General features: G+C 70.4%; 20 protein-coding genes and 2 tRNA genes. 13 read left to right on the plus strand and 9 right to left on the minus strand.

What is annotated here, in order from left to right; translation table 11 throughout:
- Positions 1 to 324: 324 nt before the first annotated feature.
- The 5 genes from ACI7BZ_RS14910 (at position 325) to ACI7BZ_RS14930 (ending at position 4,030) form a co-directional block, all read left to right on the plus strand.
- A complete protein-coding gene (locus tag ACI7BZ_RS14910; RefSeq protein ID WP_414117962.1) occupies positions 325 to 603 on the plus strand; it encodes an HU family DNA-binding protein in 279 nt (92 codons plus the stop codon).
- Positions 604 to 1,169: 566 nt separating this feature from the next.
- A tRNA-Val gene (locus ACI7BZ_RS14915) sits at positions 1,170 to 1,245 on the plus strand.
- A 308-nt stretch (positions 1,246 to 1,553) separates the two neighbouring features.
- A tRNA-Asp gene (locus tag ACI7BZ_RS14920) sits at positions 1,554 to 1,630 on the plus strand.
- 355 nt (positions 1,631 to 1,985) lie between these two features.
- Complete coding sequence (locus tag ACI7BZ_RS14925; protein ID WP_414117963.1) at positions 1,986 to 3,011, plus strand: hypothetical protein; 1,026 nt, start codon at positions 1,986 to 1,988, stop codon at positions 3,009 to 3,011.
- Between the two features lie 233 nt (positions 3,012 to 3,244).
- The gene (locus tag ACI7BZ_RS14930) at positions 3,245 to 4,030 is read left to right on the plus strand and encodes an SGNH/GDSL hydrolase family protein (RefSeq protein WP_414117964.1); all 786 of its coding nucleotides are present in this window, start codon (positions 3,245 to 3,247) and stop codon (positions 4,028 to 4,030) included.
- A gap of 61 nt (positions 4,031 to 4,091) precedes the next feature.
- Here ACI7BZ_RS14930 and ACI7BZ_RS14935 read toward each other — a convergent pair whose 3' ends face one another.
- Positions 4,092 to 4,766 carry an alpha/beta hydrolase gene (locus ACI7BZ_RS14935; protein WP_414117965.1) on the minus strand — a complete coding sequence of 225 codons (675 nt, stop codon included), beginning with the start codon at positions 4,764 to 4,766 and terminating at the stop codon, positions 4,092 to 4,094.
- A gap of 75 nt (positions 4,767 to 4,841) precedes the next feature.
- The gene (locus ACI7BZ_RS14940; protein ID WP_414117966.1) at positions 4,842 to 5,774 is read right to left on the minus strand and encodes a ring-cleaving dioxygenase; all 933 of its coding nucleotides are present in this window, start codon (positions 5,772 to 5,774) and stop codon (positions 4,842 to 4,844) included.
- A 446-nt stretch (positions 5,775 to 6,220) separates the two neighbouring features.
- Here ACI7BZ_RS14940 and ACI7BZ_RS14945 point away from each other — a divergent pair, with 446 nt between their 5' ends.
- Both ACI7BZ_RS14945 and ACI7BZ_RS14950 read left to right on the plus strand, forming a co-directional pair.
- Positions 6,221 to 7,534 carry a tetratricopeptide repeat protein gene (locus ACI7BZ_RS14945; protein ID WP_414117967.1) on the plus strand — a complete coding sequence of 438 codons (1,314 nt, stop codon included), beginning with the start codon at positions 6,221 to 6,223 and terminating at the stop codon, positions 7,532 to 7,534.
- A gap of 13 nt (positions 7,535 to 7,547) precedes the next feature.
- Positions 7,548 to 8,540, plus strand: a complete 993-nt coding sequence (locus ACI7BZ_RS14950) for a FecR family protein (protein ID WP_414117968.1) — start codon at positions 7,548 to 7,550, stop codon at positions 8,538 to 8,540.
- 54 nt (positions 8,541 to 8,594) lie between these two features.
- Here ACI7BZ_RS14950 and ACI7BZ_RS14955 read toward each other — a convergent pair whose 3' ends face one another.
- Positions 8,595 to 9,860, minus strand: coding sequence for a glycosyltransferase (locus tag ACI7BZ_RS14955; protein WP_414117969.1), 1,266 nt, complete (start codon positions 9,858 to 9,860; stop codon positions 8,595 to 8,597).
- 315 nt (positions 9,861 to 10,175) lie between these two features.
- On the opposite strand from ACI7BZ_RS14955, the gene ACI7BZ_RS14960 reads away from it, so the two are divergent.
- The 6 genes from ACI7BZ_RS14960 to ACI7BZ_RS14985 all read left to right on the plus strand — a co-directional run bounded on the left by ACI7BZ_RS14960 (position 10,176) and on the right by ACI7BZ_RS14985 (position 17,425).
- Positions 10,176 to 11,183, plus strand: coding sequence for an ABC transporter substrate-binding protein (locus tag ACI7BZ_RS14960; protein WP_414117970.1), 1,008 nt, complete (start codon positions 10,176 to 10,178; stop codon positions 11,181 to 11,183).
- Positions 11,184 to 11,442: 259 nt separating this feature from the next.
- A complete protein-coding gene (locus tag ACI7BZ_RS14965) occupies positions 11,443 to 12,225 on the plus strand; it encodes an ABC transporter ATP-binding protein (protein ID WP_414117971.1) in 783 nt (260 codons plus the stop codon).
- A gap of 7 nt (positions 12,226 to 12,232) precedes the next feature.
- The gene (locus ACI7BZ_RS14970) at positions 12,233 to 13,003 is read left to right on the plus strand and encodes an ABC transporter permease (RefSeq protein ID WP_414117972.1); all 771 of its coding nucleotides are present in this window, start codon (positions 12,233 to 12,235) and stop codon (positions 13,001 to 13,003) included.
- Between the two features lie 4 nt (positions 13,004 to 13,007).
- Positions 13,008 to 14,450, plus strand: coding sequence for a xanthine dehydrogenase small subunit (xdhA, locus tag ACI7BZ_RS14975; RefSeq protein ID WP_414117973.1), 1,443 nt, complete (start codon positions 13,008 to 13,010; stop codon positions 14,448 to 14,450).
- A complete protein-coding gene (gene xdhB, locus ACI7BZ_RS14980; protein WP_414117974.1) occupies positions 14,447 to 16,732 on the plus strand; it encodes a xanthine dehydrogenase molybdopterin binding subunit in 2,286 nt (761 codons plus the stop codon). Before xdhA ends, xdhB begins: the two co-directional genes overlap by 4 nt.
- Positions 16,733 to 16,855: 123 nt before the next feature.
- Positions 16,856 to 17,425, plus strand: coding sequence for an invasion associated locus B family protein (locus tag ACI7BZ_RS14985; protein WP_414117975.1), 570 nt, complete (start codon positions 16,856 to 16,858; stop codon positions 17,423 to 17,425).
- Between the two features lie 111 nt (positions 17,426 to 17,536).
- Here ACI7BZ_RS14985 and ACI7BZ_RS14990 read toward each other — a convergent pair whose 3' ends face one another.
- The 6 genes from ACI7BZ_RS14990 to ACI7BZ_RS15015 all read right to left on the minus strand — a co-directional run bounded on the left by ACI7BZ_RS14990 (position 17,537) and on the right by ACI7BZ_RS15015 (position 26,229).
- Positions 17,537 to 19,396 carry an AsmA family protein gene (locus ACI7BZ_RS14990; RefSeq protein WP_414117976.1) on the minus strand — a complete coding sequence of 620 codons (1,860 nt, stop codon included), beginning with the start codon at positions 19,394 to 19,396 and terminating at the stop codon, positions 17,537 to 17,539.
- A gap of 253 nt (positions 19,397 to 19,649) precedes the next feature.
- Complete coding sequence (locus ACI7BZ_RS14995; protein WP_414119175.1) at positions 19,650 to 21,350, minus strand: ABC transporter permease; 1,701 nt, start codon at positions 21,348 to 21,350, stop codon at positions 19,650 to 19,652.
- 58 nt (positions 21,351 to 21,408) lie between these two features.
- Positions 21,409 to 22,437 (minus strand): extracellular solute-binding protein, encoded by a 1,029-nt coding sequence (locus ACI7BZ_RS15000; protein WP_414117977.1) that lies wholly within the window; start codon positions 22,435 to 22,437, stop codon positions 21,409 to 21,411.
- Positions 22,438 to 22,808: 371 nt separating this feature from the next.
- Positions 22,809 to 23,291 (minus strand): bacterioferritin, encoded by a 483-nt coding sequence (bfr, locus tag ACI7BZ_RS15005; RefSeq protein ID WP_203192306.1) that lies wholly within the window; start codon positions 23,289 to 23,291, stop codon positions 22,809 to 22,811.
- A 149-nt stretch (positions 23,292 to 23,440) separates the two neighbouring features.
- Positions 23,441 to 23,674, minus strand: coding sequence for a (2Fe-2S)-binding protein (locus tag ACI7BZ_RS15010; RefSeq protein ID WP_414117978.1), 234 nt, complete (start codon positions 23,672 to 23,674; stop codon positions 23,441 to 23,443).
- A 212-nt stretch (positions 23,675 to 23,886) separates the two neighbouring features.
- A complete protein-coding gene (locus ACI7BZ_RS15015; RefSeq protein WP_414117979.1) occupies positions 23,887 to 26,229 on the minus strand; it encodes a PAS domain-containing protein in 2,343 nt (780 codons plus the stop codon).
- Positions 26,230 to 26,404 lie beyond the last annotated feature (175 nt).

The following is a 26,404-nucleotide window of genomic DNA, read 5'->3' on the forward strand; positions in this document are numbered from 1 at the left end:
GCCCCGGGCGGCCGGATTCCTTGTGGGTCCGGCCGCAAGCCCGCTTTTCATCTCAAAAATTGAGGGCGTGTTGCCACTTCTCCCCGCACTGTCGGGGAAGTGTCACACGCCCTTAATGTTTTCAAGGGCTTACTCATTTCGTAGGGGCCGTGCGCCGGGCGCAGCCGCCCCTCCTTCTTCGCAGGCGCACACCGGGAAATCGTGCATTGATGCGGGTTTGGCGCCGACCGCGCTTGCAAAAGCCTTAATTTCCGTGATGCTCGCGCCGTTCGTCGGGGCTTGCCCCTCCACGATTCGCGTTCTGACAACGGAAGGAAAGGTCAGATGACCACCAAGAACGAACTGATCGCCGCGGTGGCCGAGGAAGCGAAGCTGACGAAGACGGCCGCCGCGGCTGCCGTTGACGCCACCTTTGACATCATCGCCAAGGCGCTCAAAGAGGGCGAGGAAGTCAAGCTGATCGGCTTCGGCAGCTTCTCCGTGGTGAGCCGCGCCGCCCGCGAGGGTCGCAACCCGCGCACGGGCAAGCCGGTGAAGATCAAGGCCTCCAAGGCGCCGAAGTTCACCCCCGGCAAGGGCCTGAAGGAAGCCGTCAACGGCTGACCTCTTGATTCGGGCGTCGCACGCATCGTGTGCGACGTCCGAAAGGGTCCCGGCAGCCGGGCGGTCCTGCAGCTCGCGGGCACCGGCCAGGCGGGACCGCTGTTTTCCGCTTGCCGCCCCTCGGGCGGCGATCTGCCCGGCGGTGCTGGCGCGCCGCAGCGGTGCAGCAGCCTGTTCGGGCCCAGGGAACGCCTGCGTCCCCTTCCGCGGCCCGACGGCCTGCGCCCCATGCCGGAAGGCGGCCTTATGGCCCGCCGCATCGCCCGGCTCCCCCAGCCTGTTCCTGTCGCGCCACGCCTTGCCGCGCCGGCCTTGCGAATCGCCGCGTCCGCGCGCCGGTGCGGATTCGGCTTGCCCGCGCGCCGGCTGATGGGCTAGAGCACGCGCCGATCGGCTTGCAACGCAAGCGGATCGGATAACGCGTTCTCTATTCTTAAGTGAGAGGGCGATTCACCGATCCAATGGACTCAATTTGATCGGATCGCGCTCTAGAGCACGCGCCGATCAGCTCGCGATATGAGCTGATTGGACAATGCGTTCTCTTTTTGAGTTTAGAGGGCGTGCTTGGGCGGTTAGCTCAGTTGGTAGAGCATCTCGTTTACACCGAGAGGGTCGGCGGTTCGAGCCCGTCACCGCCCACCAGCCGCTTCCCCGTCTCCCGCCTGGAGCCGGATCGGGCCATGAGGCGCACGATTCGATTCCCGCGCCGTGCCAATGGGCCACAAGGTGCCCCGCGCCCTTTCCCACCCCTCTCCCTCCCACCGCCGCCTCCGGTGCCCGCACGGCCCGCAAGCGCCGTTGCCACGGGCGTCCCGGCCGCCCGAACCTTGGAGTTGCTGGGTCCTGTGGATAAATCCCCGGCAAAAATCGCACGGCTTGCTTGACTTGGGGCAGGGGGGGCCGTATCACGCCGCTCTCCTCGGCGACACGGTTCGGTCCGGCGCCGTCCTGGGGGTGTAGCTCAGTTGGTTAGAGCGCCGGCCTGTCACGCCGGAGGTCGCGGGTTCGAGCCCCGTCACTCCCGCCATCCCATCTCATCCGTTGATTCATAACATCGCCGCGCTCCTTTGGGGCTGCGCCTGCGGGTGGGTCGTGTCCCGGCATGAGACCGACCGGGGCGAGCGGACGATGTGGGGAGCCCTGCCCCGCAAGAGGGGAGAGGGCGCAGAGCACCGCTTCCTTTTCACATGGACCTGCGACCGTGGACTGCCTGCGCCTCGAAGGCGGCATCCGCGCGCGGCTCGACGTGCAGTTCCTGCCGGGGTTCGCTGTCCCAGGGCGCTGCCCACCGCCCCCTGGCGGAGCGCGGCTGATACAATCCCCCGCATCCCGCCCCGGCCGCATGAGCCGGGATGCCGGCACCATCGAGGTCGAGATCAACCATGAGCTGGTTTCGCACACTCACGGGCTTCGACGAGGCCGGCTATCACGCGACGCGGGATCGGCTGGAGGTCCACGCCGGGTGGCTTCATTCCCGCGTCAACGGCCGCTCCTTCGGCATCGGCAGCCTGGAACTGGTGTCGCTGGCCACGCTGCGGCGGCGCGCCGTGGTCCCCGGTGGCGTGGCGGGCCTGACGGTGGGCTTCATCCAGGCGGACGCGCGCCAGCTTCACCGGCGGCGGGAGAGCGCGGGGGCTCTGTTCCAGGTGGCGTCCCAGTTCAACCTGCTGGAGATGGTGAGCTATGACGTGACGCCGGAGCACTGCGTCGCCGGCTATGAACACGACCCGACGCAGGGGCCGGCCTGCGCCATCGCGGCCGGCGCGGCCACCATCTTCCGCAATTATTTCGCCCCCGTCGGCGATGGCATCGGCCAGACCCGCGACCGCCAGCTCGACGGGCTGGCGGACGTCGGCGCCCATCTCGCGACGCTGACAGGCCGCCCCGTCGGCGATTTGTGGGAGATGCGCAACGGCTACGCCCTGTGCACCAGGGACGGCCTCGCGGCCATCGACGCGGCGGTTGCGCGCCACGATGCGGATGCGGTGGACACCCTGCGCAGCCTGCTGCGGATCGGGCTGCATGCCGATGTGGACGTGACGGACGCGCCCGAGGCGCCCGGCCACCGCGTGACGCAGGCCTTCTGCTCGGCCCTGCCGGTGAGCTACCAGCGCGGCGTGCCCCAGGCCCTCTGGGCCACCTTCGCGCGCCTCGTGCTGGAGGCCGCCTATGAGGCGACGCTCCTTTGCGCCCTGGAAAACTTCGCACGCGGCGGATCGGCCAAGGTCTACCTGACCCGCCTCGGCGGCGGCGTCTTCGGCAATAGCGACCATTGGATCAACGACGCCATCGTGCGCGCCCTTCATCTGGCGCGGCACTGGCCCCTTGCTGTGCAAATCGTGGTGCGGGACCTCAGCGGGGCAGGGGCGCTGCAGGCGAGCCTGCGGGAGCACGGGCTGGCTTCTTAGGGGGCAGCGCGGCGATGGGGCGGGCGGGGCTTGGTTGATTGTCTTTAATATGTTGATTTTCAATGATTATTTTCAAATCCACAAGGGTGATGCCGGGTCGCCGGCGGCGCGCGGATGGGGCGCGTCCGTCCTGCCCTGCGCATTCGCCCTTGCCAAGGCCGCGCCGCGTGGGGAATGTGCGGCGAAGCCCGCAGGGCGCCGGACCCCGGCACCCGCCCCTTCCAACATTGCCGATGATGCCGCAGCGCGCCGCTTGCTCCTCCCTTCGCCGTATCGCCATCCTGTTCGCGATTCTCGCCCTCACCTGGGCGGCGGGCGACGGGCATGCGTGCCAGGTGGACGCCCGGCCGGTGCCGCCGCTGGTGATGGCGGCCGGTGCCGCCGCGCTGAAGGAGGGCCGGCCGGTGCGCATCCTCGCCATCGGCTCGTCGAGCACCGCCGGTGTGGGCGCCTCGCGGCCGGAGGCGAACTATCCCAGCCAGCTTGCCCACCGTCTGGTGGAGGCGTGGGGCGAGGGATCGGTGGAAATCGTGAATGCCGGTGTCTCGGGGGAGAGCGCCCCGGGCACCCTGCGCCGGCTTGAGGCCTTCCTCGCCGCGCCCCCCGCACCGGATCTGGTGCTGTGGCAGGTGGGCACCAACGATGTCATCTTCGGCGGCGATCCCGCCCGCCTGAGCCAGCTGGTGGGGCGGGGGCTGGATGCCATCGCTGCGGCGGGTGCGGCGGCGCTGGTGATCGACCAGCAATATTTCCCCGCCATCCTCGACCTCGACCGCTACGAGGCCTTCGTCGCGGCGGTGGGTGCGGCGGCGTCCGAGCGCGGGGTGGCGCTGCTGCCGCGCTATGTGATGATGAAGCAGTGGGCGGCGCAGGACCCGGCCGCGTTCCGCGCCACCCTCTCCTGGGACCGCTTCCACCTGAATGATGCGGGCTATGCCTGCCTGGCGGAGATCATCGCCGCCGCGGTCATAGATGCGGTGCGCCCGCCGCCGGTCCGGCCCGCGCCGGCCAAGCGGTGACGGCGGGGCGCTGACGCGGGGCGCCGGCAGCGCCGGTTGGCATGGTGGCCGGCAGAGCGGATCAGGCGGCGGGCACGACGGCCTGGGCGGCCAGCCATTCCTGCGCCGCCGTCATGTCGGTGGGGGTCAGCCCGTGCCCGGCGCTCAGGTGGCGATGCTCCACCCGCGCGCCGCGTTCCGCCAGCAGCCCGGCGAGGCGCTGGGCATTGTCCTGCGGCACGATGGGGTCCATGCGGCCGGACAGCATCAGCACCGGGGTGGCGGGCAGCGCGCCGTGCGGCGGCTGCGAGAGGGGCACCATGGCCCGCAGCAGCACCGCGCCGGCCAGCGCCTCCGGCCGCAGCATCAGCACGGCGGCGGCGATGTTGGCGCCATTGGAAAAGCCCACCGCGATTGGCGCGGCAAGGCCATAGGCGGCGCGCGCCGCGGCGATGAAATCCGCCAGCTCGCCGGCGCGCCGGGCCACGTCCGCCTCGTCGAACACGCCTTCGGCGAGGCGGCGGAAGAAGCGCGGCATGCCGGCTTCGCTCACCTGCCCGCGGGGCGAGAGCAAAGCGGCGCCGGGCGCCATCATGCGGCCGAGGGGCAGAAGGTCGTTCTCGTCGCCGCCGGTGCCGTGCAGCAGCAGCAGCGGACGCGTCGCCGGATTGGTGGCCGGAACATAGCGATGGGTGAAGGAAAGAGGCGCGCGGGCGCCCGTGGCGGTGTGCTGGGTGGCGGTGTGCTGGGTGATCATGGCTCGGCTCTCGCGGGGGCGATCCCCCGACAGGCAGGGGTCCCGGCCGCCGGGGCGGGCGGCCGGGAAGGGGGTTCAGGCGACGGCGGGCAGGACCGCCTCGATCTCGCTGCGGTGCGCCTCATACTGGGCGGGCAGCTTCAGGGCCTCGCCCAGGCTTTCGGGGGCCTCGTCCACGGCGAAGCCGGGGGCGTCGGTGGCGATCTCGAACAGCACCCCGCCCGGCTCGCGGAAATAGACCGAGCGGAAATAGTTGCGGTCGCGCTGGCCGGTGACGCCCAGCCCGTGCTGCGTGGTCAGCCGCTCCGCCATCTGCGCCTGTGCGGCATCGTCGGCGGCGCGGAAGGCGATGTGGTGCACGCTGCCGCGCCCCTGCCGGCCCGGCAGGAAGCCGCCGGCCTCGCGGATGTCCACAATGCCGCCCACCGCCGTGCCCCTGGCGGCATAGCGGATGCGGGTTCCTTCCCGCCCGGTTTCCTCAAAGCCGAACACGTCGGTGAGGATGGCGGCAGTGGGGCCGGCCTCCTTCAGCAGCAGGGTGACCGAATGCATGCCGCGGATGGCATGTTCCTGCGGCACCTCGCCGCCGCCCCAGGCGGGTTCGGCCTCGATGCCGGGCACGCCGACCAGCGCCAGGCGCATTCCGTCCGGGTCCTTGAAGACGAGCACGGTGGCGCCGAAGCGCTTCTCCGGCAGGTCGGGCGAAAGGCCCAGGGCCACCAGCCGCCCGCTCCAGAAGCCGATGGAGGCCTCGGGAATGCGGAATGCGGTTTCCTGCGTCTCGCCCACCCCCGCCCGCCCTTCCGCGGCATGCTCCCAGGGGAAGAAGGTGAGGATGGAGCCGGGGCTTCCGGCGGCGTCGCCGAAATAGAAATGATAGGTGCCCGGATCATCGAAATTGACGGTCTTCTTCACCAGCCGCAACCCGAGGATGCGGGTGTAGAAGTCGAGGTTGCGGCGGGCGGGGCCGGCAATGGCGGTGACATGGTGAAGGCCGGTGCTGCGCATGGGGTGGATCTCCTGGCCGGACCGTCTGGGCCGGCGTTGGATGTCAATTTAAGCAATGTCTGACGGAGTTAAATCGCCAACTCATTGCATCCATGCAATGTCAGAATGCGCGGCGCCGATGCCGGAGGGGCGCGCCCCGGCGCCCGTGCGATGCCGCCAGGGCCGCCGAAGCGCGGCCGCTCTCCATAGGAGGTATCGTTGTAAATGAAGGACTTGCGGCATGTTGCAAAAATGTTCTTCCCACAGGGAAATGTTAACGAAATGCAACTTTTGCCGGTGTGGCCTTATCCCTTTTGCCGGAAGGCAATGGTAGAGAAGCCGAGGGCAAGGGGCGGGGCCTTGCCAGCAGGAGCCGGATATCGGGCATGCTGGTAATGCAGAATTTTCTGAACGGGATCAGACGTGGCTGCGCGATGCGCGGGCCGGGGCGGCGTGTATGCGCCGGCGTGCTCGCGGCAGCCCTGGCGGCCGGCAGTGCCGGAACCGCCGCGGCGCAGCAGCTCACCGCGGTGGCGGACGCCGACCCGCAGTTCAATGCGCTGTTCCATCAGTCCATGCAGCGGCCGGCGGACGTGGACCTCGCGTTCCGGCTCGCCCAGCGCGCCGTGGCGGTGGGCGATTATGAAGCCGCCATCGGCGTCTACGAGCGCATCCTGTTCTACAATCCGCAGCTGGTGCGGGTGAAGCTGGAGCTGGGCCGGCTCTATTACCGGCTGGGCGCCTATGAATCCGCCCGCGCCTATTTCACGCCCATCTCCCAGTCGCCGGCCCTGAGCGAGGCGGAGCGGCAGAATATCGCCGCCTATCTGGTGGAGATCGACCGCCGGCTTTCCACCAACCAGTGGAGCGTCTACGCCCAGGCGGGCCTGCGCTACCAGTCCAACGCCAATTACGGGCCGTCGAGCCGCATCATCATCGGTGACGACGTGGCCGCGCTGCTGCCACCCAGCTACGCCTCGCAGGGGGACGGCAACGCCTTCGCCCTCGCCACCATCCGCCACGTCTACGATTTCGGCAACCAGCGCGGCGACGTGTGGGAGAGCAACCTCTCCCTCTATTATTCGCAGCAGTTCCAGCTGAGCCAGCTGGACCTCGGCTTTGCCGAGTTCAACACCGGCCCGCGCTTCGCCCTGTTCCCGGACGCGATGCCGGGCTCCTCGGTGCGGCCCTACATCATCGCCGGCGGCATCGCGCTGGGCGGGGTGGGCTATCTGGGCACCTGGGGTGCCGGCGTCTCGGTCTACACGCCCTTCAGCCCCTTCTTCGCCGCCGAGCCGTTCGTGGAAGTGCGCCAGCGCGACTACCAGAACACGGCGGACTACCCCACCGCCGGCTTCCAGAGCGGCGCCATGTGGACCGTGGGCGCGAACCTGTTCGGCCGGGTGAGCGACGACATCAGGTGGCGGGCGCGCCTCGCCTATAACGACGCCAGCGGCGAGCTGCCCTGGTATGGCTACGACAATTTCGCCATCGACCTGGCCCTGCCCATCGAATTCCAGGGCCTGTGGGGCATCCGGCGCTGGGTGGCGATCCCGAGCATCGGCTATTCGCGCTACAGCTACGACGCGCCCAACCCCTTCATCACCAACCTGATCACCCAGACCGACAACCAATATCGCGTGGGCTTCGCCCTCGACGTGCCGGTCTATGAGCAATGGGGCCTGCTGACCCAGGTCCAGTACAGCTGGTCGGACTCGACCCTGCCCAATTACGCTTTCGACAATTTCAGCGTTTCGGTCGGCCCGAACGTGCGGTTCTGAGGAGCAACGCACCATGCCCGTCAGCCCCCGCACCCGTCGTCTTGGCCAGTTCCTGGCCTCGGCCGCCTCGCTCGCCCTGGTGGCGGCATCCGGCCCCGCCCTCGGCCAGCAGGCGGTGGGAACCGCCGCCGCCGTCAATCCCCGCTCCACCGCCTCCGGCGCCCGCGTGCTGGAGCTGGGCGCCCGCATCATCCACCGCGAGCGCATCGAGACCAGCGCCTCGGGCAGCGTGCAGGTGCTGTTCGTGGACAAGACCACGCTCAACATCGGCCCCAGCTCCAATCTGCTGATCGACGAGTTCGTCTACGATCCCAACGCCAAGACCGGCTCCATGGCGGTGTCCCTCACCAAGGGGGCGGTACGTTTCGTGGGCGGCAATGCCAGCCACACCGGCGGGGCGCAGGTGAAGACCCCCGTCGCCACCATCGGCATCCGCGGCGGCGTCGCCGCCATCCTGCACCGGGACGGCGAGACGCAGGCCATCCTGCAGTTTGGCACCCTCACGGTGGTCGGCCCGTCGGGTGAAACGGTGGTGGTGCGCCGGCCGGGCTTCATGGTCACGGTAGGCCGGGGCGGCATTTCCGGCCCGGTGCGCGTCTCCCAGGCCCAGCTTGACGCCATCATCGCCCAGACCCGCAGCCGCATCGGCCAGAATGGCGGGCGGCCGGAGCCGACGCCGGACCTCGCCGGCCTCGACACGGGCGCAAGCCATCCCTGCGCCGCGCCGGCGCAGGGCCAGACCACCCTCGATCTGGCGGCGGCCGCCTGCAATTATGTGAACACCCGGCTGGAGGGCGAGGCCGACACCATCGCCCAGCAGGCTGCGCAGCAGAACCAAAGCAATGTGGCCATTCCCGTCGGCCCGCCGCCCTACGGCTATGGCGGTGGCATGAGCCTGCCCGGGCCGGGCTTCCCGGGCACGGGTCCCGGCGGCTATGGCGGCGGTCCGGGTCTGCCCGGTGGGCTGGGGGGCTTTCTGGGCGGCCTGCTGCCGGGCCGCAACTGAAAAGGCGCGCGCCGGCGGGGCGGTTGCGCCGCCGGAGTCTCTCCGGCGGGCCCCTCACAGCAGGGCGAGGCAGCGCCGGGTGAGGGTGTCGAGCGGGTTGGCGTCCATCAGCGTGCGGTAGATCCGCCCGGCGGCCTCCGCCATGAAGCCGATGTCGGGATCGGTGTTAAGCGCGGCGATGGTTTCCACGGCGATGCGGCTGCGGGGGTCGAAGAGGGGCACGTTGCGGCCCACGCCCGCGGCCGCCAGCGCCTCGCCATTGAAATAATGCTCCGCGTGGATACTCAGGGTCAGCTGCGGAACGCCCGCCAGCAGCGCTTCGCTGGCGATGCCGGCGCTGCCCTGGTGCAGCAGCAGGCGGCTGCGCGCCAGCACCTGCGCGATGGGCGCCGCTTGCTCGTGCACGCGGGCGCCGGCGGCGCGCAGCGGCGCGGTGATGGCGGCGCCGGCGCCGGGAACATGGATTTCCAGGCTGCGCCCGAGGGCGTGCAGCGCCTGGGCCACGTCCGGCCGCGACGCCACATCCAGGTGGAGATAAGCGAAGATGCCGCGCGCATCCGCCCGCCGCTCGGCGATGGGGGCATTCAGGATGGGCCCTTCGGCCTCGTTCGCCCGCATGTCCGCATAGGGGTCGAGCAGGGGAAAGCTGCGCACGAACACGTCGTCGCCGGCAAACAGGCCGCCGATGCGCTCCAGCGGTGCCAGGCCGGTGGCATCGAGGGCGGTGTTGACGGCGGCCAGCAGGTCCCGGTCCCGGTAAAGGCGGGGGGTGAACTCATGGAGCACCGGCAGGTCCTCGGCTTCCGCCGGCGGCAGGCAATAGGCGGTGCCCACCTGCATCACCGGGCAGAGGCCGCGGGCGGCGGGGGCGGCAAGGGGTGCATAGTCGCACACCAGAAGGTCGGGCCGCTCGGCGTCGAAGATGGCCCGCCAGCCGGCCAGCACCGCCTGCACGCTTGCCGGATCGCTCAGGCCCGCGGAAGCCAGGGTGTCGGTGAGTGTCGCCGAGGCTCGCGCGGCATTATTGTGCGGCCCGGGCGCCGGGGCGGGCCAGGCGGGCGCCCGCACCAGGCGGATGCCGGCGGCAACCAGCGGGCCGCACAGCTCGGCACGGCGCACCGCCGCCACCACCTCCACCCCCGCGGCCTGCAGCTGGACACCCAGGCGCGCCATCTGCGTGGAATGGCCGAAGCCGGCCCCCCGTTCCCAGGCCATGAGCACGCGCTTCGTCCCCATGATGCCGGACCCCCTTCGGCTGGCGGAATGGATGAGCCATGGACCGGCATGGCCGAGGTTGCCGCCCATGTCCAGACGCGCCATCCACCCCCGCGCGATCCCACTGCGTGCGATCTCCGCCGCGGGACCCTTGCCGGCCGGTGGCCGCACGCGGCGCCTTCGGTGAGGCCGTTGCCCTGAAGCGGGTGCGCACCTCGCCAGGAAATCGCCTATGGATGCATCAATATGTTCAATAGTTAGGCAAAATGCCCCATTCTCGGGCGGGGCACGCCGCAAGATCCAGCGGTCGGTGCAGACGTTGGCGCTGGCACATGGGTTGCAGCAGGTCGCGCGAACGGCGTCCGTACCGGAATGCCCGGGCCGGAATGCCTGGGCGGGGCCGCCCGAAGGAGCTTTCCAATGACCTTGATGCGGTGTGTTTTCGCTGCCGCCCTCGCCGCCCTCGCGGTGGCCCCGGCCGCGGCCGAAACGGACGTGAAGTTCGCCCTGGACTGGAAGTTCGAGGGGCCGTCCGCACCTTATTTCGTGGCGCTGGACAAGGGCTATTACAAGGCCGAGGGCCTGAACGTCACCATCGATTCCGGCCCCGGCTCGGTGGCGGGCATCGCCCGGGTGGCGGCGGGCACCTATCCCATCGGCTTCTTCGACATCAACTCGCTGATGAAGTTCCGGGACCAGAACCCGGACAAGAAGGTCACGGCCGTTCTCATGGTCTATGATGAGCCGCCCTTCTCCATCGTCACCCTGAAGAAGACCGGCATCGCCAAGCCGAAGGACCTGGAGGGCAGGACCCTGGGCGCCCCGGCCCCCGATGGCGCCTTCGCCCAGTGGAAGGCCTTCGTGAAGGAGAACGGCATCGACGCCGAGAAGGTGAAGATCGAGAACGTCGGCTTCCCGGTGCGCGAGCCCATGCTGGCGGCCGGGCAGGTGGACGCCATCACCGGCTTCTCCTTCTCCTCTTACTTCAATCTGCGCCAGAAGGGCGTGCCGGCGGACGACATCGTGGTGATGCTCATGTCCAAATATGGCCTCGTGCTCTACGGTAACGCCATCATGGTGAACCCGGACTATGCCAAGGCCCACCCGGACGTGGTTAAGGGCTTCGTGAAGGCCACCATCAAGGGCCTCATCGACACCGCGAAGGACCCCAAGGCGGCCATCAGGTCGGTGATGAAGCGCAACGAGACGGCGGACGAGGCCATCGAGCTGGCGCGCCTCGAAATGGCGCTGCGCGACAACATCGTCACCGCCTGGGTGAAGGCCAACGGCATCGGCGACGTGGACCCGGCGCGGCTTGCCAAGTCCATCGACCAGGTGGCCATCACCTACGATTTCAAGGCAAAGCCCACGGCGGCGGACATCTTCACCAGCGAATACCTGCCGGCGGCGGCCGAACGGAAGATGTGAGGGCGTTCGCTCCCTTATCCCCTTGAGGGAGAGAAGGGGAGGGAGACGGCTCCGCCCTGTCGCCCTCCGGCTTGACCGGAGGGCCCATGCCGGGACCGGGAATCGCGCCGGGCGGTGGGATGGGTGCTCCGGTCAAGCCGGAGCACGACGGCGGTCTGAGGGGCAGGACCGGCCCCCTCCAACGTTCCCCCGCAAGCGGGAGAGGGTTTTCCGGCAGCGACGGCCTTCCATAATCCGGCCCAAGTGAGAGGCACGCCAAGTGATCGTCCTCGACAATGTGACCCTGACCTATCCCGGCCGCACCGGACCGGTGACTGCGCTTTCCGGCACCACGCTTCATGTGCGCAAGGGCGAGTTCGCCGCCGTGGTGGGGCCGTCCGGTTGCGGCAAGTCCACGCTGATGAAGCTGGCGACCGGCCTCATCCGCCCCACCATCGGCACCGTCGCCATCGACGGCAAGGCGGTGAGGGGCCCGGTGAAGGTGGCCGGCATGGCCTTCCAGCATGCCAACCTTCTGCCGTGGCGCACCGTGCTCGCCAATGTGATGCTGCCGCTGGAGATCGTGCCGCCCTACCGCGGCCGCTTCGCGCGCGACAAGGCCGCGTTCCAGGACAAGGCCATGGCGCTGCTCAATGTGGTGGGCCTCGGCGCGTTTGCCGATCGCTTTCCGTGGGAGATGTCCGGCGGCATGCAGCAGCGCGCCTCCCTGTGCCGCGCCCTCATCCACGAGCCGGCGCTGCTGATGCTGGACGAGCCCTTCGCCGCGCTCGACGCCTTCACCCGCGAGGAATTGTGGTGCGTGCTGCGCGACCTCTGGCAGAAGCTGGGCTTCACCGTGATCCTGGTGACCCACGACCTGCGGGAGGCCGGCTTCCTCGCCGACACCATCCATGTCATGAGCGCGCGGCCCGGCCGCATCGTCGAGAGCCGCACGGTGGACTTCCCCCGGCCCCGGCCGCTGGATGTCTGCTACGAACCGGCCTTCACCCAGCTGGTGCACGAGCTGCGCGGCAAGATCGCCGAAGCGCGGCAGGCGGCGTGAGGACCCCATGAAATTCACCGCCGAGGATCTCGCCCCCGTCGCCTTCACCGTGGGGCTGTTCGTCATCTGGGAGGCGGCCTGCCGCATCTTCCATATCGACACCTTCATCCTGCCCGCACCCACCGACATCTTCGCCGCCATGGGAAAATATTGGTGGCCGCTCCTGAAGAACTCCTTCGTCACCTTGTGGACCACCATGGCGGGCTTCGCCATCGCCGTGGTGTTCGGCGTCGTGCTGGGCATGGTGGTGGGCTGGTCGCGCACCATCTATCGCGGGCTCTATCCGGTGATGATCGGCTTCAACTCCATCCCCAAGGTGGCGGTGGTGCCCATCCTCATCATGTGGTTCGGCATCGGCGAGATTCCGGCCATCCTCACCGCCTTCCTCATCTCCTTCTTCCCCATCGTGGTGAACGTGGCCACCGGCCTTGCCACCACCGAGCCGGAACTGGAGGACGTGCTGCGGGCGCTGGGGGCCTCCAAGCTCGACATCATGCGCAAGGTGGGCATCCCGCGCACCGGGCCCTATCTGTTCGGGGCGCTGAAGGTGGGCATCACGCTGGCGTTCGTGGGCGCGGTGGTGTCCGAGACCATCGGCGCCAATGCGGGCGTGGGCCATCTCATGGTGCAGGCGGGCTCCAACTTCCAGATGCCGCTGGTGTTTGCCGGCCTGCTGGCGCTCGCCGTCGAGGGCATCCTCATGTACGCCATCTTCGCCGCCTTCGAACGGCGCATGGTGGCCTGGGCGTTCCGCTCCTCCACCGGCGCGGGGGGCTGACGGCGTGGCCGTCGCCTTCCTCCTCAACGGCACCCTGGTGCACGAGGCGCACACGGCGCCCTCCACCACCGTGCTGGACTATCTGCGCGGCACACAGCGCCTCACCGGCACCAAGGAAGGCTGCGCGGAAGGCGATTGCGGCGCCTGCACCATCGCCGTCGGGCGGCCGGCAGGGCAGGGGGAGGCGCCGGGCCTGCGCTGGCAGGCGGCCAATGCCTGCCTCATGCTGCTGTCCCAGCTGGACGGCGCCGCGGTGACGACCGTGGAAGGGCTGTCCGGCGGGGACACGCTCCACCCGGTGCAGCACGCCCTTGCCGAAGGCGATGGCACCCAGTGCGGCTTCTGCACGCCGGGCATCGTCATGTCGCTTTATGTGCTCCAGCGCAACGCCGCGGCGGCCGGCACCGCGCCCCTGCCGGACGCGGAGATTCACGAGGCGCTGGCCGGCAATCTGTGCCGCTGCACCGGCTATCGCCCCATTGTCGAGGCCGCCCGCGCGCTGGTGGCCCAGCCCCCCGCCGACCCGCCGCCGCAGCGCGAGCCGGCGCCGCCTGCCCCTTCACCCCGCCATGCTGCGGGCGGGGAGCTTCACCTCTTTCCGCAGGACCTCGGCGAGCTCCTGGCGCTGCGCGCCGCTTATCCCGGCGCGGTGCTGCTGGCCGGCGCCACCGATCTCGGCCTCATTCCCGCCAAGCGTCGCAAGGGCTTTCCCCTCGCCATCTCCACCAGCCGGGTGGCCGAGCTGCAGCGCATTGGACAGCAAGAGGACGCCCTCGTGCTCGGCGCCGCCGTCACCTATGGGCAGGCGCTGGGCGCGGTGGAGGCGGCCTTCCCCGCCTTCGGCGCCCTCATCCGCCGCATCGGCTCGCGCCAGATCCGCGGGCTCGGCACCTTCGGCGGCAATCTGGGCACGGCCTCGCCGGTGGGCGACACCCTGCCGCTGCTCCTCGCCCTCGATGCGCAGGTGGAGCTGGCCGGCCCCGCGGGCCGGCGCCGGCTGGCGGTGGACGATTTCCTCACCGGCTACCGCACCACCGCTTTGGCCGGCGACGAGGTGATCGTCGCCCTGCGCCTGCCGCTTCTGGTGCCGGGCGAGCAATTGTTCGCCTGGAAGATCTCCCGGCGCTTCGACCAGGACATTTCCATAGTGCTCGGCGCCTTCCGGCTGCGCCTTGCCGACGGCCGGCTGGCCACCCTCGCCGCCGCCTTCGGCGGCATGGCGGAACGGGCGAAACGAGCGCGGACGCTGGAAACCGCCCTCGTCGGCCGCCCCTGGGCGGGCGCGGCGCCGCAGGGCATCGAGGCGGCCCTCGACACCGATTTCTCGCCGCTGTCCGATCACCGCTCCGGCGCCGCCTATCGCCGCGCCGCCGCCGCCAATCTGGTGCGGCGGCTCCATCTCGCCACCACCCGGCCGGACCTGCCCCTGTCGCTGGAGGCATTGTGAGCACCGCCGCCCACACGCCCGCGCGCCATGACAGCGCCCGCGCCCATGTGACCGGCCGCGCGGTCTATCTCGACGACATGCCCGAGCCGCCGGGCCTGCTGCACGCAGCGCTGGTGCTGAGCCCGCATCCCCACGCGCGCATCGTCCGCATGGACCTGTCCGCCGCCCGCGCCGTGCCCGGAGTGGTGGCGGTGACGGCGGCCGACGTGCCCGGCGTCAACGACATCGCTCCCATCCGCACCGGCGAGCCGGCGCTGGCCGAGGGGGTGGTGGAATATGTGGGCCATCCCGTCGCCGCCGTGGCCGCGCCCACCCTCGACGCCGCCCGCGCCGCCGCCGCTTTGGTGCAGGTGGAATACGAGGTGCTGCCGGCGGTGCTCGACCTTCAGGCGGCGCTGGACCAGGGCCTGCGGGTCGCGCCCGATCAGGTGGTGGCGCGCGGCGACGTGGCCGGCGCCCTTGAGGGGGCGGAGCACCGCATCCGCGGGCAGGTGCGCTGCGGCGGGCAGGATCATTTCTATCTGGAAGGGCAGATCGCCATCGCCGTGCCGGGGGAGGACCGCGACATGCAGGTCTTCTCCTCCACCCAGCACCCCACCGAGGCGCAGCACGGCGTCGCCCATGTGCTGGGCCTGCCGTTCGCCGCCGTCACCGTGGAGGTGCGGCGCATGGGCGGGGCGTTCGGCGGCAAGGAGAGCCAGGCCACCATCATCGCCGCCATCGCCGCGCTTCTGGCCTACCACGCCCGCCGTCCGGTGAAGCTGCGGCTGCCGCGCGACGTGGACATGGAGGCCACCGGCAAGCGCCATCCCTTCCTCATCCGCTGGGACGCCGGCTGCGACGCGGAAGGGCGCATCCTCGGCCTCGACCTCGCCTTCGCGGCCGACTGCGGCAATGTGGCGGACCTCTCGCCCGCCGTGGTGTCGCGCGCCCTGTGCCATGCGGACAATTGCTATTTCCTGCCGGCCGCCCGCTTCACCGGCATTCCGGTGAAGACCAACACGGTGTCCAACACCGCCTTCCGCGGCTTCGGCGCGCCGCAGGGCATGCTGGCCATCGAGGCGGTGATGGACGCCATCGCCCGCCATCTCGGCCGCACGGTGGAGGAGGTGCGGCGGGTGAATTTCTATGCCGCCGCCCCCCGCAACGTGACCCCCTACGGGCAGGAGGTGGAGGACAACATCATCCCCGAGGTGCTGGCCCGGCTGGAGGTGGAAGCGGACCTTGCCGGCTGGCGGCGCGCGGTGGCCGCCTTCAACGGAACGAGCCCGGTGATCCGCAAGGGCCTCGCCACCATGCCCATCAAGTTCGGCGTGTCCTTCAACCTCACCAGCCTGAACCAGGCCGGCGCGCTGGTGCATGTCTATACCGATGGCTCGGTGCATCTGAACCACGGCGGCACGGAGATGGGGCAGGGGCTGTTCGTGAAGGTGGCGCAGGTGGTGGCGGACGCCTTCGCCATCCCGCTCCACCATGTGCGGGTGTCCGCCACCAGCACGGGCAAGGTGCCCAACACCTCGCCCACCGCCGCCTCCTCCGGCTCCGACCTCAACGGCATGGCCGCCCTTCTCGCCGCGCAGGAGATCCGCGGGCGGATGGCGCAGGTGGCGGCGGCACAGTTCGGCGTGGCCGTGGAGGAGGTGGCATTCGCCGACGGGCACGCCACCGCCGGCAACAGGAGCATCGCCTTCGGCGCGCTGGCGGCGCTGGCGTGGCAGCAGCGGGTGCCGCTTTCCGCCACCGGCTTCTACAAGACGCCGAAGATCCATTGGGACTTCGCCACCTCCACCGGCCGGCCGTTCTATTATTACACCTACGGGGCGGCGGCGGCCGAGGTGGCGGTGGACACCCTCACCGGCGAATTGCGCGTCCTGCGCGCGCAGATCGTGCAGGATTGCGGCCGCTCCCTGAACCCCGCCATCGACCTCGGGCAGGTGGAGGGCGCCTTTGTCCAGGGCATGGGCTGGCTCACCTGCGAGGACTTGAAATGGGACGCGGGCGGTCGCCTCGCCACCCGCGGCCCCTCCACCTACAAGATCCCCGGCTCCCGCGACGTGCCGCCGGATTTCCGCGTGCACCTCTTCGACCGGCCGAACCGGGAAGAGACCGTGCTGCGCTCCAAGGCGGTGGGCGAGCCGCCTTTGATGCTCGCCATTTCCGTCTGGCTGGCCATCCGCGATGCCATCGCCAGCCTGCCCGGGGATGGCCCGGTGCTGCTGGATGCGCCGGCCACGCCGGAGCGCGTGCTGGCGGCGGTGGCCGTGCGGCGCGGCGGCGGCTGAGGCGGGCGGCCGCGCAATTCCCGTTGCCTCCACCGGGCCGGGTCGGATATGCCCTCAACGCCGGTCACGCCCGCCCCGCGCCGGAGCCGGGGGAGGATGCGACGACGCGCTGGAGGATGGGTCATGGTGCTTTCGGGTCTGGTCGCTGCCTTCCGCCTGCCTGGCTTGCCGGCGCTCCTCGTTTCCGTCGCCGCCTTCGCCGCGCCCGTCTGCGCCCAGACGGCGCCCGCCGCCCAGTCCCCTGCCTCCCACTCCCCCGCCGAGCCCGCCACCGAGACGCGCTCCACCCATGACGACTGGACCGTGCGCTGCAAGGGCGCCGCGGCCAAGCGCGAGTGCGAGGCGGTGCAGACCCTGCAGCCGAAGGACGGCAACGGCATTCTCGCCCATGTGGCGGTGCGTGCGGAGACGTCCGGCCCGGTCCGCCTCATCGTCCAGGTGCCGCCCGGCGTGTGGCTGCCCGCCCACGTGACCCTGAAGGTCGCCGGCGTGCCCGACGTGGTGCTCACCTACAAGCGCTGCGGCATGTTCTGCGTCGCCTCGGTGGAGCTGAAGCCGGCCGACCTTGCCGCCCTCAAGGCCAGCTCGGGCACCGGTGATCTCGTGTTCGAGGATGGCTCGCGCCGCCCCATCGTGGTGCCGCTTTCCTTCAAGGGCCTTGGCGCGGCCATGGAAGCCAGCCTCAAGGGCTGATCCGTCGCTTTTCAATACATTGACGGCGGTTTGCCGCTCACATGGAGCCGCGCCGCGGGCCATGTGAGCAGGTCTTGTTGATGAACGGGTCCGCGTGCGTGGGCCGCGGGCTCAGTTGGCCGGCTGGGCGGTGGCGCCGCCGGCGCGGCTGCGCACCGCCTCGATCAGGGATTGCCCCGCGCCGGAGCGCTCGATGAGGCTCAGCGGGTCGGCGAGGATGATGGGGGTGTCCCAGCCTCCGCGGACGCTGAAGGGCAGGCCCACCACCTCCCCACTCGCCGTCCCCCCACCCGCCGTCCCCACGCCTGCCGTCGCCGCCACCCCCGCCGCTTTGGCCGCGGCGGCGGGCACCAAGGCGGCCCGGCCGGAGAGGTCGAGGTCGCGGGCGGCGATGGAGATGGCGCCCTGCATCTCGATGCGAACCTGCCGGCTTTCCAGCCGCATCTCCTCCACCTTGCCCATGCCGCGCTCGATGGAGATGCGGCTCGACATCTGCGAAAATCCGGTGCGTCCGCCGCGCGCGTCATTGCCGGCGGAGAGGGGCCGGCGCTCGATGCGCTGGAGCATCTGCGCCGCATCGAGGCCCAGCAGGTAGCCGTCGCTGGCGGAAATGCCGGCGGTGCCGGAGAGGTTGCGCGCCAAATCGTACACGCTGCGCCCGGCGCCTTCCACGTCCAGCTGCAGGGTGCCGATGCCCTCCAGGCGCCGCATGCCGGCCATTTCCTCCAGGGCGCGGTGGAGATCCACGTCCGTGGCCTCGGCCTCCAACTGCAGCCGCACGCCGGAGACCCCCGGGCGGGCCGTCTCGGCCGGGCCCGGCGCCAGGGTGAGAGCCGCCCGCAGCGCGCCGCCCCAGACCCGCGCCTCGCCCAGCGCCAGCACCAGCCGGCCGCCGGAGAGCACGGCGCTGGCGGCGACGGTGGAGAAGGCGGTCTGGTCGGCGGTGACAGCAGCCGCCGAAAGCCTCAGGTCCAGGTCGAAGGAATCAAGCCAGGACAGGTCGAGGGGCGCGCGGCTCCAGCTCCGCCCGTCGTCGCTGGTCAGGCGGAAGCCGCCATAAGGGGCAAGGTTCACCCGGTCGGTGGCAAAGGTGCCCTGCACCACCGGACGGCTGCCGGCGAAGGAGATGAGCAGGCCGCCATCCCCGCGATTGCCGTCGAGATCCAGGGTCGCCTTGGTGAGCGAGATGTCGCCATTCTCCACCGCGAGGGTGGCGGCAAGGGCGAACGGGCCGAAGCCGCCGGGGGTGGGGGCGCCGGAGCCCATCCATGCCAGCAGGTCGCGCAGGGAATCGGCCTCGCCGGTCACCTCGCCGTCGAAGCCCAGCAAGGGGGGCGCGGTGTCGGAAGCGCGGTGAATGAGGGCGGCGCGCCCGCGCAGGCGCCCGGTCGCGCCATCGGTGGAAACCAGCAGCCGCGTGGGCGTCGGCGTGCCGGAAAGGAAGGCGGCCGCATCGTCCATGGCGAGGGTGGAGGTGACGCGCACGTCGCGCCAGTCGAACACGGCGGAGAGGGCGAAGCCGTGGCCGGTGCGGATGCGCTCGAAGCTGGCGTCGATGCCGCTCACCAGTTCCTGCGTCAGCCCGCTGGCGCTGCGCCAGGCGATGGTGCCATCCACGAGGCGAAGGGTCGGCCGCTCCGCGGAGGCCAGCAGCGGCGCCACCGCAAGGGCCGGGGTGGCGCCCTCACCGGTGAGCACCAGGGTCGGATGCTCCACGGTGACGTCGGCGATGTCCACGTCGCCCGCCATGAGGTGCCAGAGATTGAGTCGCGCCACCACATTGTCCGCATCGAGGGACTGGCCGGCGGGCAGGGGGAAGGACACCTTGCCGAGCACCATGCGCGGGGAGGGGAACAGGCGCAGCGCCGGCTCGCCCTGGATCACCACCCGCTGGCCGGTGGAGCCGGCGAGGGCCTGGACGGCGGCGCGGCGCAACTCTTCGGCCGGGACAGCGAAAGGAAGAATCGCCATCGCCAGCAGCGCGAGCGCCGCGGCGGCCCCCACGCACGCAGCGGCCGCCAAGCCGGCCCGGCGGGCATTTTTCCCAAAACGCACCATGAAAATCAGAGTGCTCCGATGGCGAGAGGCGCCGCCCCACCCTTCGGGCGCGCCGGCGGCGTCTGTCCGGAGCAGGGCGCGTTCAAGGGGCGGACCATCTGCGGCCTCTGTGTCGCTTTGATGGCTGGGAGGCGCCGGCGCCGGGTGCGGGACTGGCGCCCGTCTCTCACCCCTTCGGCGAGGAACTGACGCTGCGCGGGGAGTTGCAGGAGGCGCGCAGGGCCGAGGCCGACATGCGCGCCAGCAGGATCACCGGGCCGAGGCCGACCAGGAGGATGAGCAGCGCCGCCAGCGCGCCGTCCTCATAGGTGCCGCGGGCCGCTTCCCCGTAGACATGGGTGGCCAGCGTCTCCAGGCCGAGGGGGCGCAGCAGCAGCGTGGCCGGCAGCTCCTTCATGGCATCCACGAACACCAGCAGCGCGGCGGTGGCCAGCGCGGGGCGCAGCAGGGGCAGGTGGATGCGCTTCACCGTGGCGGGGCCGGAACAGCCGAGGCTGCGGGCCGCCATGTCGAGATGGGGGGAGAGCTTGGTGAAGCCGGCCTCGATGCCGCCCACCGGAATGGCCAGGAAGCGGATGGCCAGCGCCGCCACCAGCGCCGCCCCGGAGCCGGACAGGATGAGGCCGGTGGAGACGCCGAAGGCCTGGCGCATGGCTGCGTCCAGCGCATTGTCGAAGCCGGCGAGCGGGCTCAGCAGCCCCACCGCCAGCACGGTGCCGGGCACCGCATAGCCCAGGCTCGCCAGCCGTGCAAAGGCGCTGGCCGCGGGCGCGCGGGTGAGGCGCTGGGCCTCCGTCACCACCAGCCCGAGGCCGATGGCGAGCGCGGTGGCGCACAGGGCGATGACCGATGTGGTGAAAGCCTCGCCGAAGATCCGCTCGGGCAGTCCCGTCTCGCTCACCCGCCGCACCGCCGACACGGCCAGATGGGTGAAGGGCACGAGGAAGCCCAGCGTCACCGGAACCGCGCACCAGGCCGCGGCGGCAAGGCCGGCAAGGCCGGTGAGCGCGGTGGGCGCCTGCGGACGGGCCGAGCCGGTGGCCACGAATCGCTTCGCCCGCCGCGCCGCCCGCTCCACCAGGATCAGCACCAGCACCAGCGACAGCATGACCAGGGCGATCTGCGCCGCGCCGGGCAGATTGGAGCGGTTCACCCAGGTGGAATAGATGGACACGGTGAGGGTGCGCACGCCGAGGAATTCCGACGCGCCGATGTCGCCCAGCGTCTCCAGCAGCACCAAGGTGAGGCCGGCGACGATGGCCGGGCGCGCCAGCGGCAGGGCGATGCGCAGGAAGGCGCGGGTGCGGCTGGCCCCGAGGGTGCGGGCGACCTCCAGAGCGGCGGCGGACTGCAGCACGAAGCTCGCCCGGGCCGAGAGGTAGACATAAGGGTAGAGCACCGCCGAAAGCACCAGGATGCAGCCGCCGGTGGAGCGCACGTCCGGCAGGCGCAGGTCCCGTGGGTTGGCGATGCCGAGCAGGGCGCGCAGCGCCTCCTGCACCGGGCCGAGGGGGTGCAGGACATCGAGATAGGAGAAGGCGACGATATAGCCCGGCACGGCCAGCGGCAGCAGCAGCGCCCATTCCAGCACGCGGCGGCCGGGAAACGTGCAGGTGGCCACCAGGAAGGCGCACGGCACCGCCATGACCAAGGTCAGCACGCCCACGCCCACCAGCAGCATGCCGGTCTGCAGCAGGGCATCCGGCAGCACGGTGGCGATGAGGTGGGGCCACATGTCGCCCGACCCCTGCGCCGCGATTCCGGCGAGGGCGAGGAGCGGCAGCAGCACGAACAGCGCCACCAGCCCGGAGGCCGCAAGCAGCGGCGACAGCCGCCCAAAGGCCAGCAGCTGCCGCACGCCGGGCATCTGCGGGGCGGCCGGACGCGGCGGCCCCAGGGTGGTGTCGGTCACGGTCGGGCGCGGATCAGTTGTCGAAGCCCACCTTGTCGATGAGTTCGCTGGCGCGCTTGCGGTTCTTGGCGATGTCCACCAGCGAGATGGGGTCCACCTTCAGCTTGCCCAGCCCGGCGATGACGGGGTCGATCCCGGCTTCGGCAATCACCGGATATTCCATGTTCTGCTGGGCATAGACCGCCTGCATGGTGGGGGAGACGGCGAATTCCATGAACTTGATGGCGGCCGCCTTATGGGGCGCATTCTTGGCCACGGCGGCGCCGGAGACGTTCACATGGGTGCCGCCGCCCTCGAAGGTGGGCAGCAGCACGCCGATTCCGTCGCCCCACTTCTTCTGGTCGGCGCCGCCCTTGCCGGAGCGCATCAGGCCCACATAATAGGAATTGCCCACCGCCAGGTCGCAGATGCCGCCGAGGATGTCGCGCGCGCCTTCGCGGTCGCCGCCTGCGGCCTTGCGGGCGAGATTGGCCTTCACGCCGCGCAGCCATTCCTCGGCCTTCGCCTCGCCGTGATGGACGATGTAGGCCGCCACCAGGGCGACGTTATAGGGGTGCTGGCCCGAGCGGATGCACACCTTGCCCTTCCACTTGGGATCGGCGAGCTGTTCGTAGGTGATGGCGTCGAGCTTCACCACGTCCTTGGCGGTGTAGACGAGGCGGGCGCGCAGCGAGAGCGCATACCAGTTGCCGGCGGGATCGCGCAGGTTGGCGGGAATGGCGGCCTTCAGCGCCGGCGTCTCCACCGGCTGGGTGATTCCCGCGTCCACCACGTCCAGAAGGTTGCCCACGTCCACCGTCATCAGGATGTCGGCGGGGGATGTGGCGCCCTCGGCCTTCACGCGCTCGGCCAGGCCGTCCTTGATGAAGACGCTCTTCACCTCGATGCCGGTGGCCTTGGTGAAGGCCTCGAACAGCGGGGCGGCGAGGCCCGGCTCGCGGGTGGTGTAGATGTTCACCACCTCCTGCGCGCCGGCGCTGCCGCCGCCGAAGAGAAGCGCCCCGCCGAGGAGGAGGCTTTTGATCACGCGGAACCGGGCCATGTAACGTCCCCTGCGCTATCTCTGTTCAGCGGGCCGAACCGAGAATTTCGAACCTGACCGGGCCGGGACTGCCAGATTGAACGCAATCGGACAGTGGTTTTACCTGGGCTCCAGGATCAGAATTCGCCGTCGAATGCGGATTGCGACGCAATCCCATGGCCACGGCTCTAGCGCTTCGCTTCTCCCAGCGTCAATGAAGAAGCCGGTGAGGAGGAGAACATTGGAAATCATCTAATTCTTTGTTTTTAATCACTCTAATTATAACTCTTGACCCCGTGTCCTGCCATTCCCCGCGGGCAGGGAGCCCGACCCGGCAATAAAAAGCCCGGCGCGAGGCCGGGCTTTCTTGCAGGCGCGAGATGGGTGCGCGTTCAGTCTTCGTCCAACTCGCCGATGTGGTGCTGCGCGTAGAGCTGCAGCCCGAGCTTGGAGACGAGGTCGAGCTGGGTTTCCAGGAAGTCGATATGGCCTTCCTCGTCCGCCATCAGCTCCTCGAAGAGGTCGCGGCTCGGATAGTCCTTCACGGAATGGCAGTAGGTCGCCGCTTCCTGGTAGAGGGCGCGGGCGTCGAGCTCGGCGGCGAGGTCGGCGTCGAGGATCTCCTTGACGTCCTGGCCGATCCGCAGCGGGTCGAGCACCTGCATGTTCGGGAAGCCGTCCAGGAACAGGATGCGGTCGGTGAACTTGTCGGCGTGAACCATCTCTTCGATCGATTCGGCACGCCACTTCTTCGCCAGCGCCTTGTAGCCCCAGTTGTCCAGCATGCGGTAATGCAGCCAGTACTGGTTGATGGCGGTGAGCTCCGAACGCAGACCCCGGTTGAGGTACTCAATGACCTTGGGATCGCCCTTCATGATTTGCTCCTGGTCCCCGATGCCGTTGTGAACTGGCATCGTTTCGTTTGAATTGACAGTTAGACCAATTCTAACCTCGTTACAAGCCGTCGGTTCCCGGCTACCCGGGAAGGCCCGGGAAGCAAAAAGGCTCGGGGTGTGAAAGTGAATTATTCCGCCGCGACGAGGCCCGTTATGGCCGCCACGGGGCAGTCTTCGGCGCAGGCGCCGCAATTATGCGCCTGGGCCTGATCCATGAGGGCACGGATGGTGCGGGCGCAGCGCCCGCATTGGGGGGAGCAGCCGAGGCATCGGTAGACCTCGCCCGGCGTGCGTGGGTTGCTGCCCGAGCAAACATCGAGCACCTGACGGTCAGAAAAGACATTGCATGAACAAACGATCATGGCCGGGCTCAAATCTGCTGAATTGGAATTCTTCTAAAATCCTGTTTCTATTACATTTTTCGCAGAGTTCCAGGGTCCGCGTCAACTCCGTAGAATTGCGACATGGTGGTTCCTGCCGCATCCCGACAGTCATCGACCCGTAGATTCGAGTAATTCCATTTTGCAGATCTGCATCGGGAGGTGCACCGGCACCGCAAGCGGTGCCCGCATCCTCAGGCGGGCAGGGCCAGCCGTGCGATCATGCCGCGGGCGAGATCGGGCCGCAGGCTGAAGCCGGCGCCCAGCGCCTCGGCCTCCGCCTTCAGCCGCGCGGCGCGCAGGGGAAGACCGGCGGCGCTGAAGCGATCGGTGCCGTCCGGCGCTCCCCCCTGCAGCGGATCAAGGGCCGCGGCGCGTGACACCTCATCCAGCGCGGGCCCGCCATCGCAGACCTGCAGCACGGCACCGCCGGCCGTCCCGGGCTCGACGCACAGCGAAACGCTCACGGCGCCGCCCGCAGGGGTCGCGGCCACGGCATCCTCGATCATCAGCCGCACCAGCCGCGACAGGCGCGGTGCGTCGCTGACGACGGACACCTCATCCGGCAGGTCCGGGCGCAGCGCCACATGCCGGCGCCGGGCGGCCGGCGCGATTGCGGCGAGGGTGTCGCGCACCAGCGCCGCCACATCCACGCAGCCATGCACGGGCGGGGCCTCATGGGCCGCCAGCGCCGCAAGGTCGCCCAGCGACCGGCGCAGGCTGGCGAGCGCCTCGCGCACCGGCCCGGGCATTGCGTCGTCGTCCGCTGCCGGCGAATCGGCAAAGGCCAGCGCTGTGGCCATGGGGGCGGAAAGCCGGTCCATCATGCGCCGGGCGAGGCGCGGCAGCAGATCGTCCGGCGGGGCGGCGGGCCCCGGCTCGGTGTCGCCCACGACAACGCACAACAGCTGGTCGTCGGCGCCCGCGCGGGTCAGGCCGGCCCGCACGCGGATGGCGTCGCCCGCCCGGTTTCTCAGCACCAGCTCCGCCTGCAGGGACCCGCCCTGCGCGGCCGCGCGGTCCAGGGCCGCAACGGCCGCGGCCCGCTCCTGCGGAAAGATGGCGGCGGTGAAGGGTTCGCCGGCCAGTTCGTCCGGCGCGAAGCCGAGACGCGCGCCGGCGGCGCGGTTGGCAAGGCGGATGGTGCCTTCCGCCTCCAGCAGGAACACCGGCCAGGGCACCATGTCGAGCGCCTCGCGGCGCGCCACCGCGCGCTCCTCGCGATCGGGCTGCGGCTCCAGCCGGCGCACCACATGCAGCAGGGCCGGGCGGCCGAGGAAAGGGGCCGCCACCAGCCGCACGTCGGCGGGCATGCGCGCGCCGTCGCGGCCGTTGAGGAGGAGCGCGCCGTTGGCCTCGCGGCCCAGCACCGCATCAAGCCCGCCGGCGGCGCACAGATCGTCCAGCTCGCTCCAGCCGGTCCAGGCCAGGAAGGTGCGGTTGGCATAGGCGATTTCGCCGTCCTGCTGCACCACGAGGCCCATGGGCAGGCGATCCAGAAGGTCCGCTTCGCGCAGGGCGGCCGGCGCGCCGATGGCCTCGGGTTCGCCGTCCCCATCGCTCTCCGGCTCCACCTCGGGGGCGGCGCCCGTTGGCGGCTTCGGCCAGTCCTCGATGGCGGCGGCGAGGGTGCGCGCAATCTCGCGGAAGGCGGAGCGCTCCTGCGGCGAAAGGCTGCCGCCGCGCAGGGGAACCACATTCTCGCCGAAGGCGGCGTCCCGCGCGGCGTCGCGGGCGGGACCCTCCGCCGCCACGGGCATCGGGTCGGGGGTGAAGGGGCGCCGGGCCGTGGCGGCGGGCGCCGCGCGCAGCACGCCGAAGCCGCGGAACGCCCGCAGCCGTCCGGCGCCATCGCGCAGGGGAACGCCGCCGATATCGAGATCCAGCGTCACTTCCCCCACGGCCTGGGCCGGCACCCGCACGCGCAGGTCGGCGAAGCATTCGCCGGCGGCCATGGCCTGCGCCGCCGCTCCGTCCGACATCAGGGTGCCGTCCGCCTCCAGCGCCGCGAGGGTGCGTCCGAGCACGGCGTCCGCGCGCGCCCCCAGCGCCTGCGCCAGCAGCGGCGACAGGGCGGTGAGGCGGCCGTCCGCATCGGTCTCGAAGGTGATGCGCTGGGGCTGCACCATGCGGGTGGAGAATTCCGCCGGCACCGGCGGGGCAAAAAGGGTGCGCGAGACCCGCGGCGCCGGTGCGCCGTCGTTGCGGAAGGCGGCGGGATCGGCGAACAGCACCGCCGGACCCGCCGGCAGGGCCAGCGGCGCATAGCGGAAGAGGCGGGGCGCAAGGCTGCCGGGCAGGCGCAGGCGGGCGAAGCCGAAGCTGCGCAGGGGAATGCGCCCCAGGTCCCGGGCGGCGCGGGCCACCGCCGCCGGCGCGCTCGTGCCTTCGCTCACCCCAAGGCCGGCGCATGCGGCCGTGGCGTGCAGCACGAGGGCGGAGGGCAGGGCGACGAGAAAGGACGCAAGGTCATCGCGGCCGAGGGGCGAAAGGGCGGCCTGCGGCCCGGGAAGGGGGCGTGCGCTCGTCGTGGTCATGTCTTCGCGTTCGTCCATTCCGCCGCGGCCGGCCCGGATCCTTGGCGCTACGATGGCCCGCATAGTCATGGCGATTGATTAACGTCAGTGCAATCACCCCGGAAAAACGCCTTTCATATTGCCGAAGCGCAGGTGGCGCATACTAAGATCGGATGTCGGGGCGGATGCTCGCGCC

The organism is Xanthobacter sp. AM11, assembly GCF_047444035.1.
Classification (GTDB): domain Bacteria; phylum Pseudomonadota; class Alphaproteobacteria; order Rhizobiales; family Xanthobacteraceae; genus Xanthobacter.

Coding starts and splice junctions, on each gene's coding strand:
- ACI7BZ_RS14970 (WP_414117972.1), top strand. CDS start 12,233: ATGAAATTCACCGCCGAGGATCTCGCCCCCGTCGCCTTCACCGTGGGG.
- ACI7BZ_RS15000 (WP_414117977.1), bottom strand. CDS start 22,437: ATGGCCCGGTTCCGCGTGATCAAAAGCCTCCTCCTCGGCGGGGCGCTT.
- bfr (WP_203192306.1), bottom strand. CDS start 23,291: ATGAAGGGCGATCCCAAGGTCATTGAGTACCTCAACCGGGGTCTGCGT.
- ACI7BZ_RS14995 (WP_414119175.1), bottom strand. CDS start 21,350: ATGCCCGGCGTGCGGCAGCTGCTGGCCTTTGGGCGGCTGTCGCCGCTG.
- ACI7BZ_RS15010 (WP_414117978.1), bottom strand. CDS start 23,674: ATGATCGTTTGTTCATGCAATGTCTTTTCTGACCGTCAGGTGCTCGAT.
- ACI7BZ_RS14925 (WP_414117963.1), top strand. CDS start 1,986: ATGAGCTGGTTTCGCACACTCACGGGCTTCGACGAGGCCGGCTATCAC.
- ACI7BZ_RS14950 (WP_414117968.1), top strand. CDS start 7,548: ATGCCCGTCAGCCCCCGCACCCGTCGTCTTGGCCAGTTCCTGGCCTCG.
- ACI7BZ_RS15015 (WP_414117979.1), bottom strand. CDS start 26,229: ATGACCACGACGAGCGCACGCCCCCTTCCCGGGCCGCAGGCCGCCCTT.
- ACI7BZ_RS14930 (WP_414117964.1), top strand. CDS start 3,245: ATGATGCCGCAGCGCGCCGCTTGCTCCTCCCTTCGCCGTATCGCCATC.
- ACI7BZ_RS14935 (WP_414117965.1), bottom strand. CDS start 4,766: ATGATCACCCAGCACACCGCCACCCAGCACACCGCCACGGGCGCCCGC.
- ACI7BZ_RS14955 (WP_414117969.1), bottom strand. CDS start 9,860: ATGGCGCGTCTGGACATGGGCGGCAACCTCGGCCATGCCGGTCCATGG.
- ACI7BZ_RS14990 (WP_414117976.1), bottom strand. CDS start 19,396: ATGGCGATTCTTCCTTTCGCTGTCCCGGCCGAAGAGTTGCGCCGCGCC.
- ACI7BZ_RS14940 (WP_414117966.1), bottom strand. CDS start 5,774: ATGCGCAGCACCGGCCTTCACCATGTCACCGCCATTGCCGGCCCCGCC.
- ACI7BZ_RS14910 (WP_414117962.1), top strand. CDS start 325: ATGACCACCAAGAACGAACTGATCGCCGCGGTGGCCGAGGAAGCGAAG.
- ACI7BZ_RS14985 (WP_414117975.1), top strand. CDS start 16,856: ATGGTGCTTTCGGGTCTGGTCGCTGCCTTCCGCCTGCCTGGCTTGCCG.
- ACI7BZ_RS14960 (WP_414117970.1), top strand. CDS start 10,176: ATGACCTTGATGCGGTGTGTTTTCGCTGCCGCCCTCGCCGCCCTCGCG.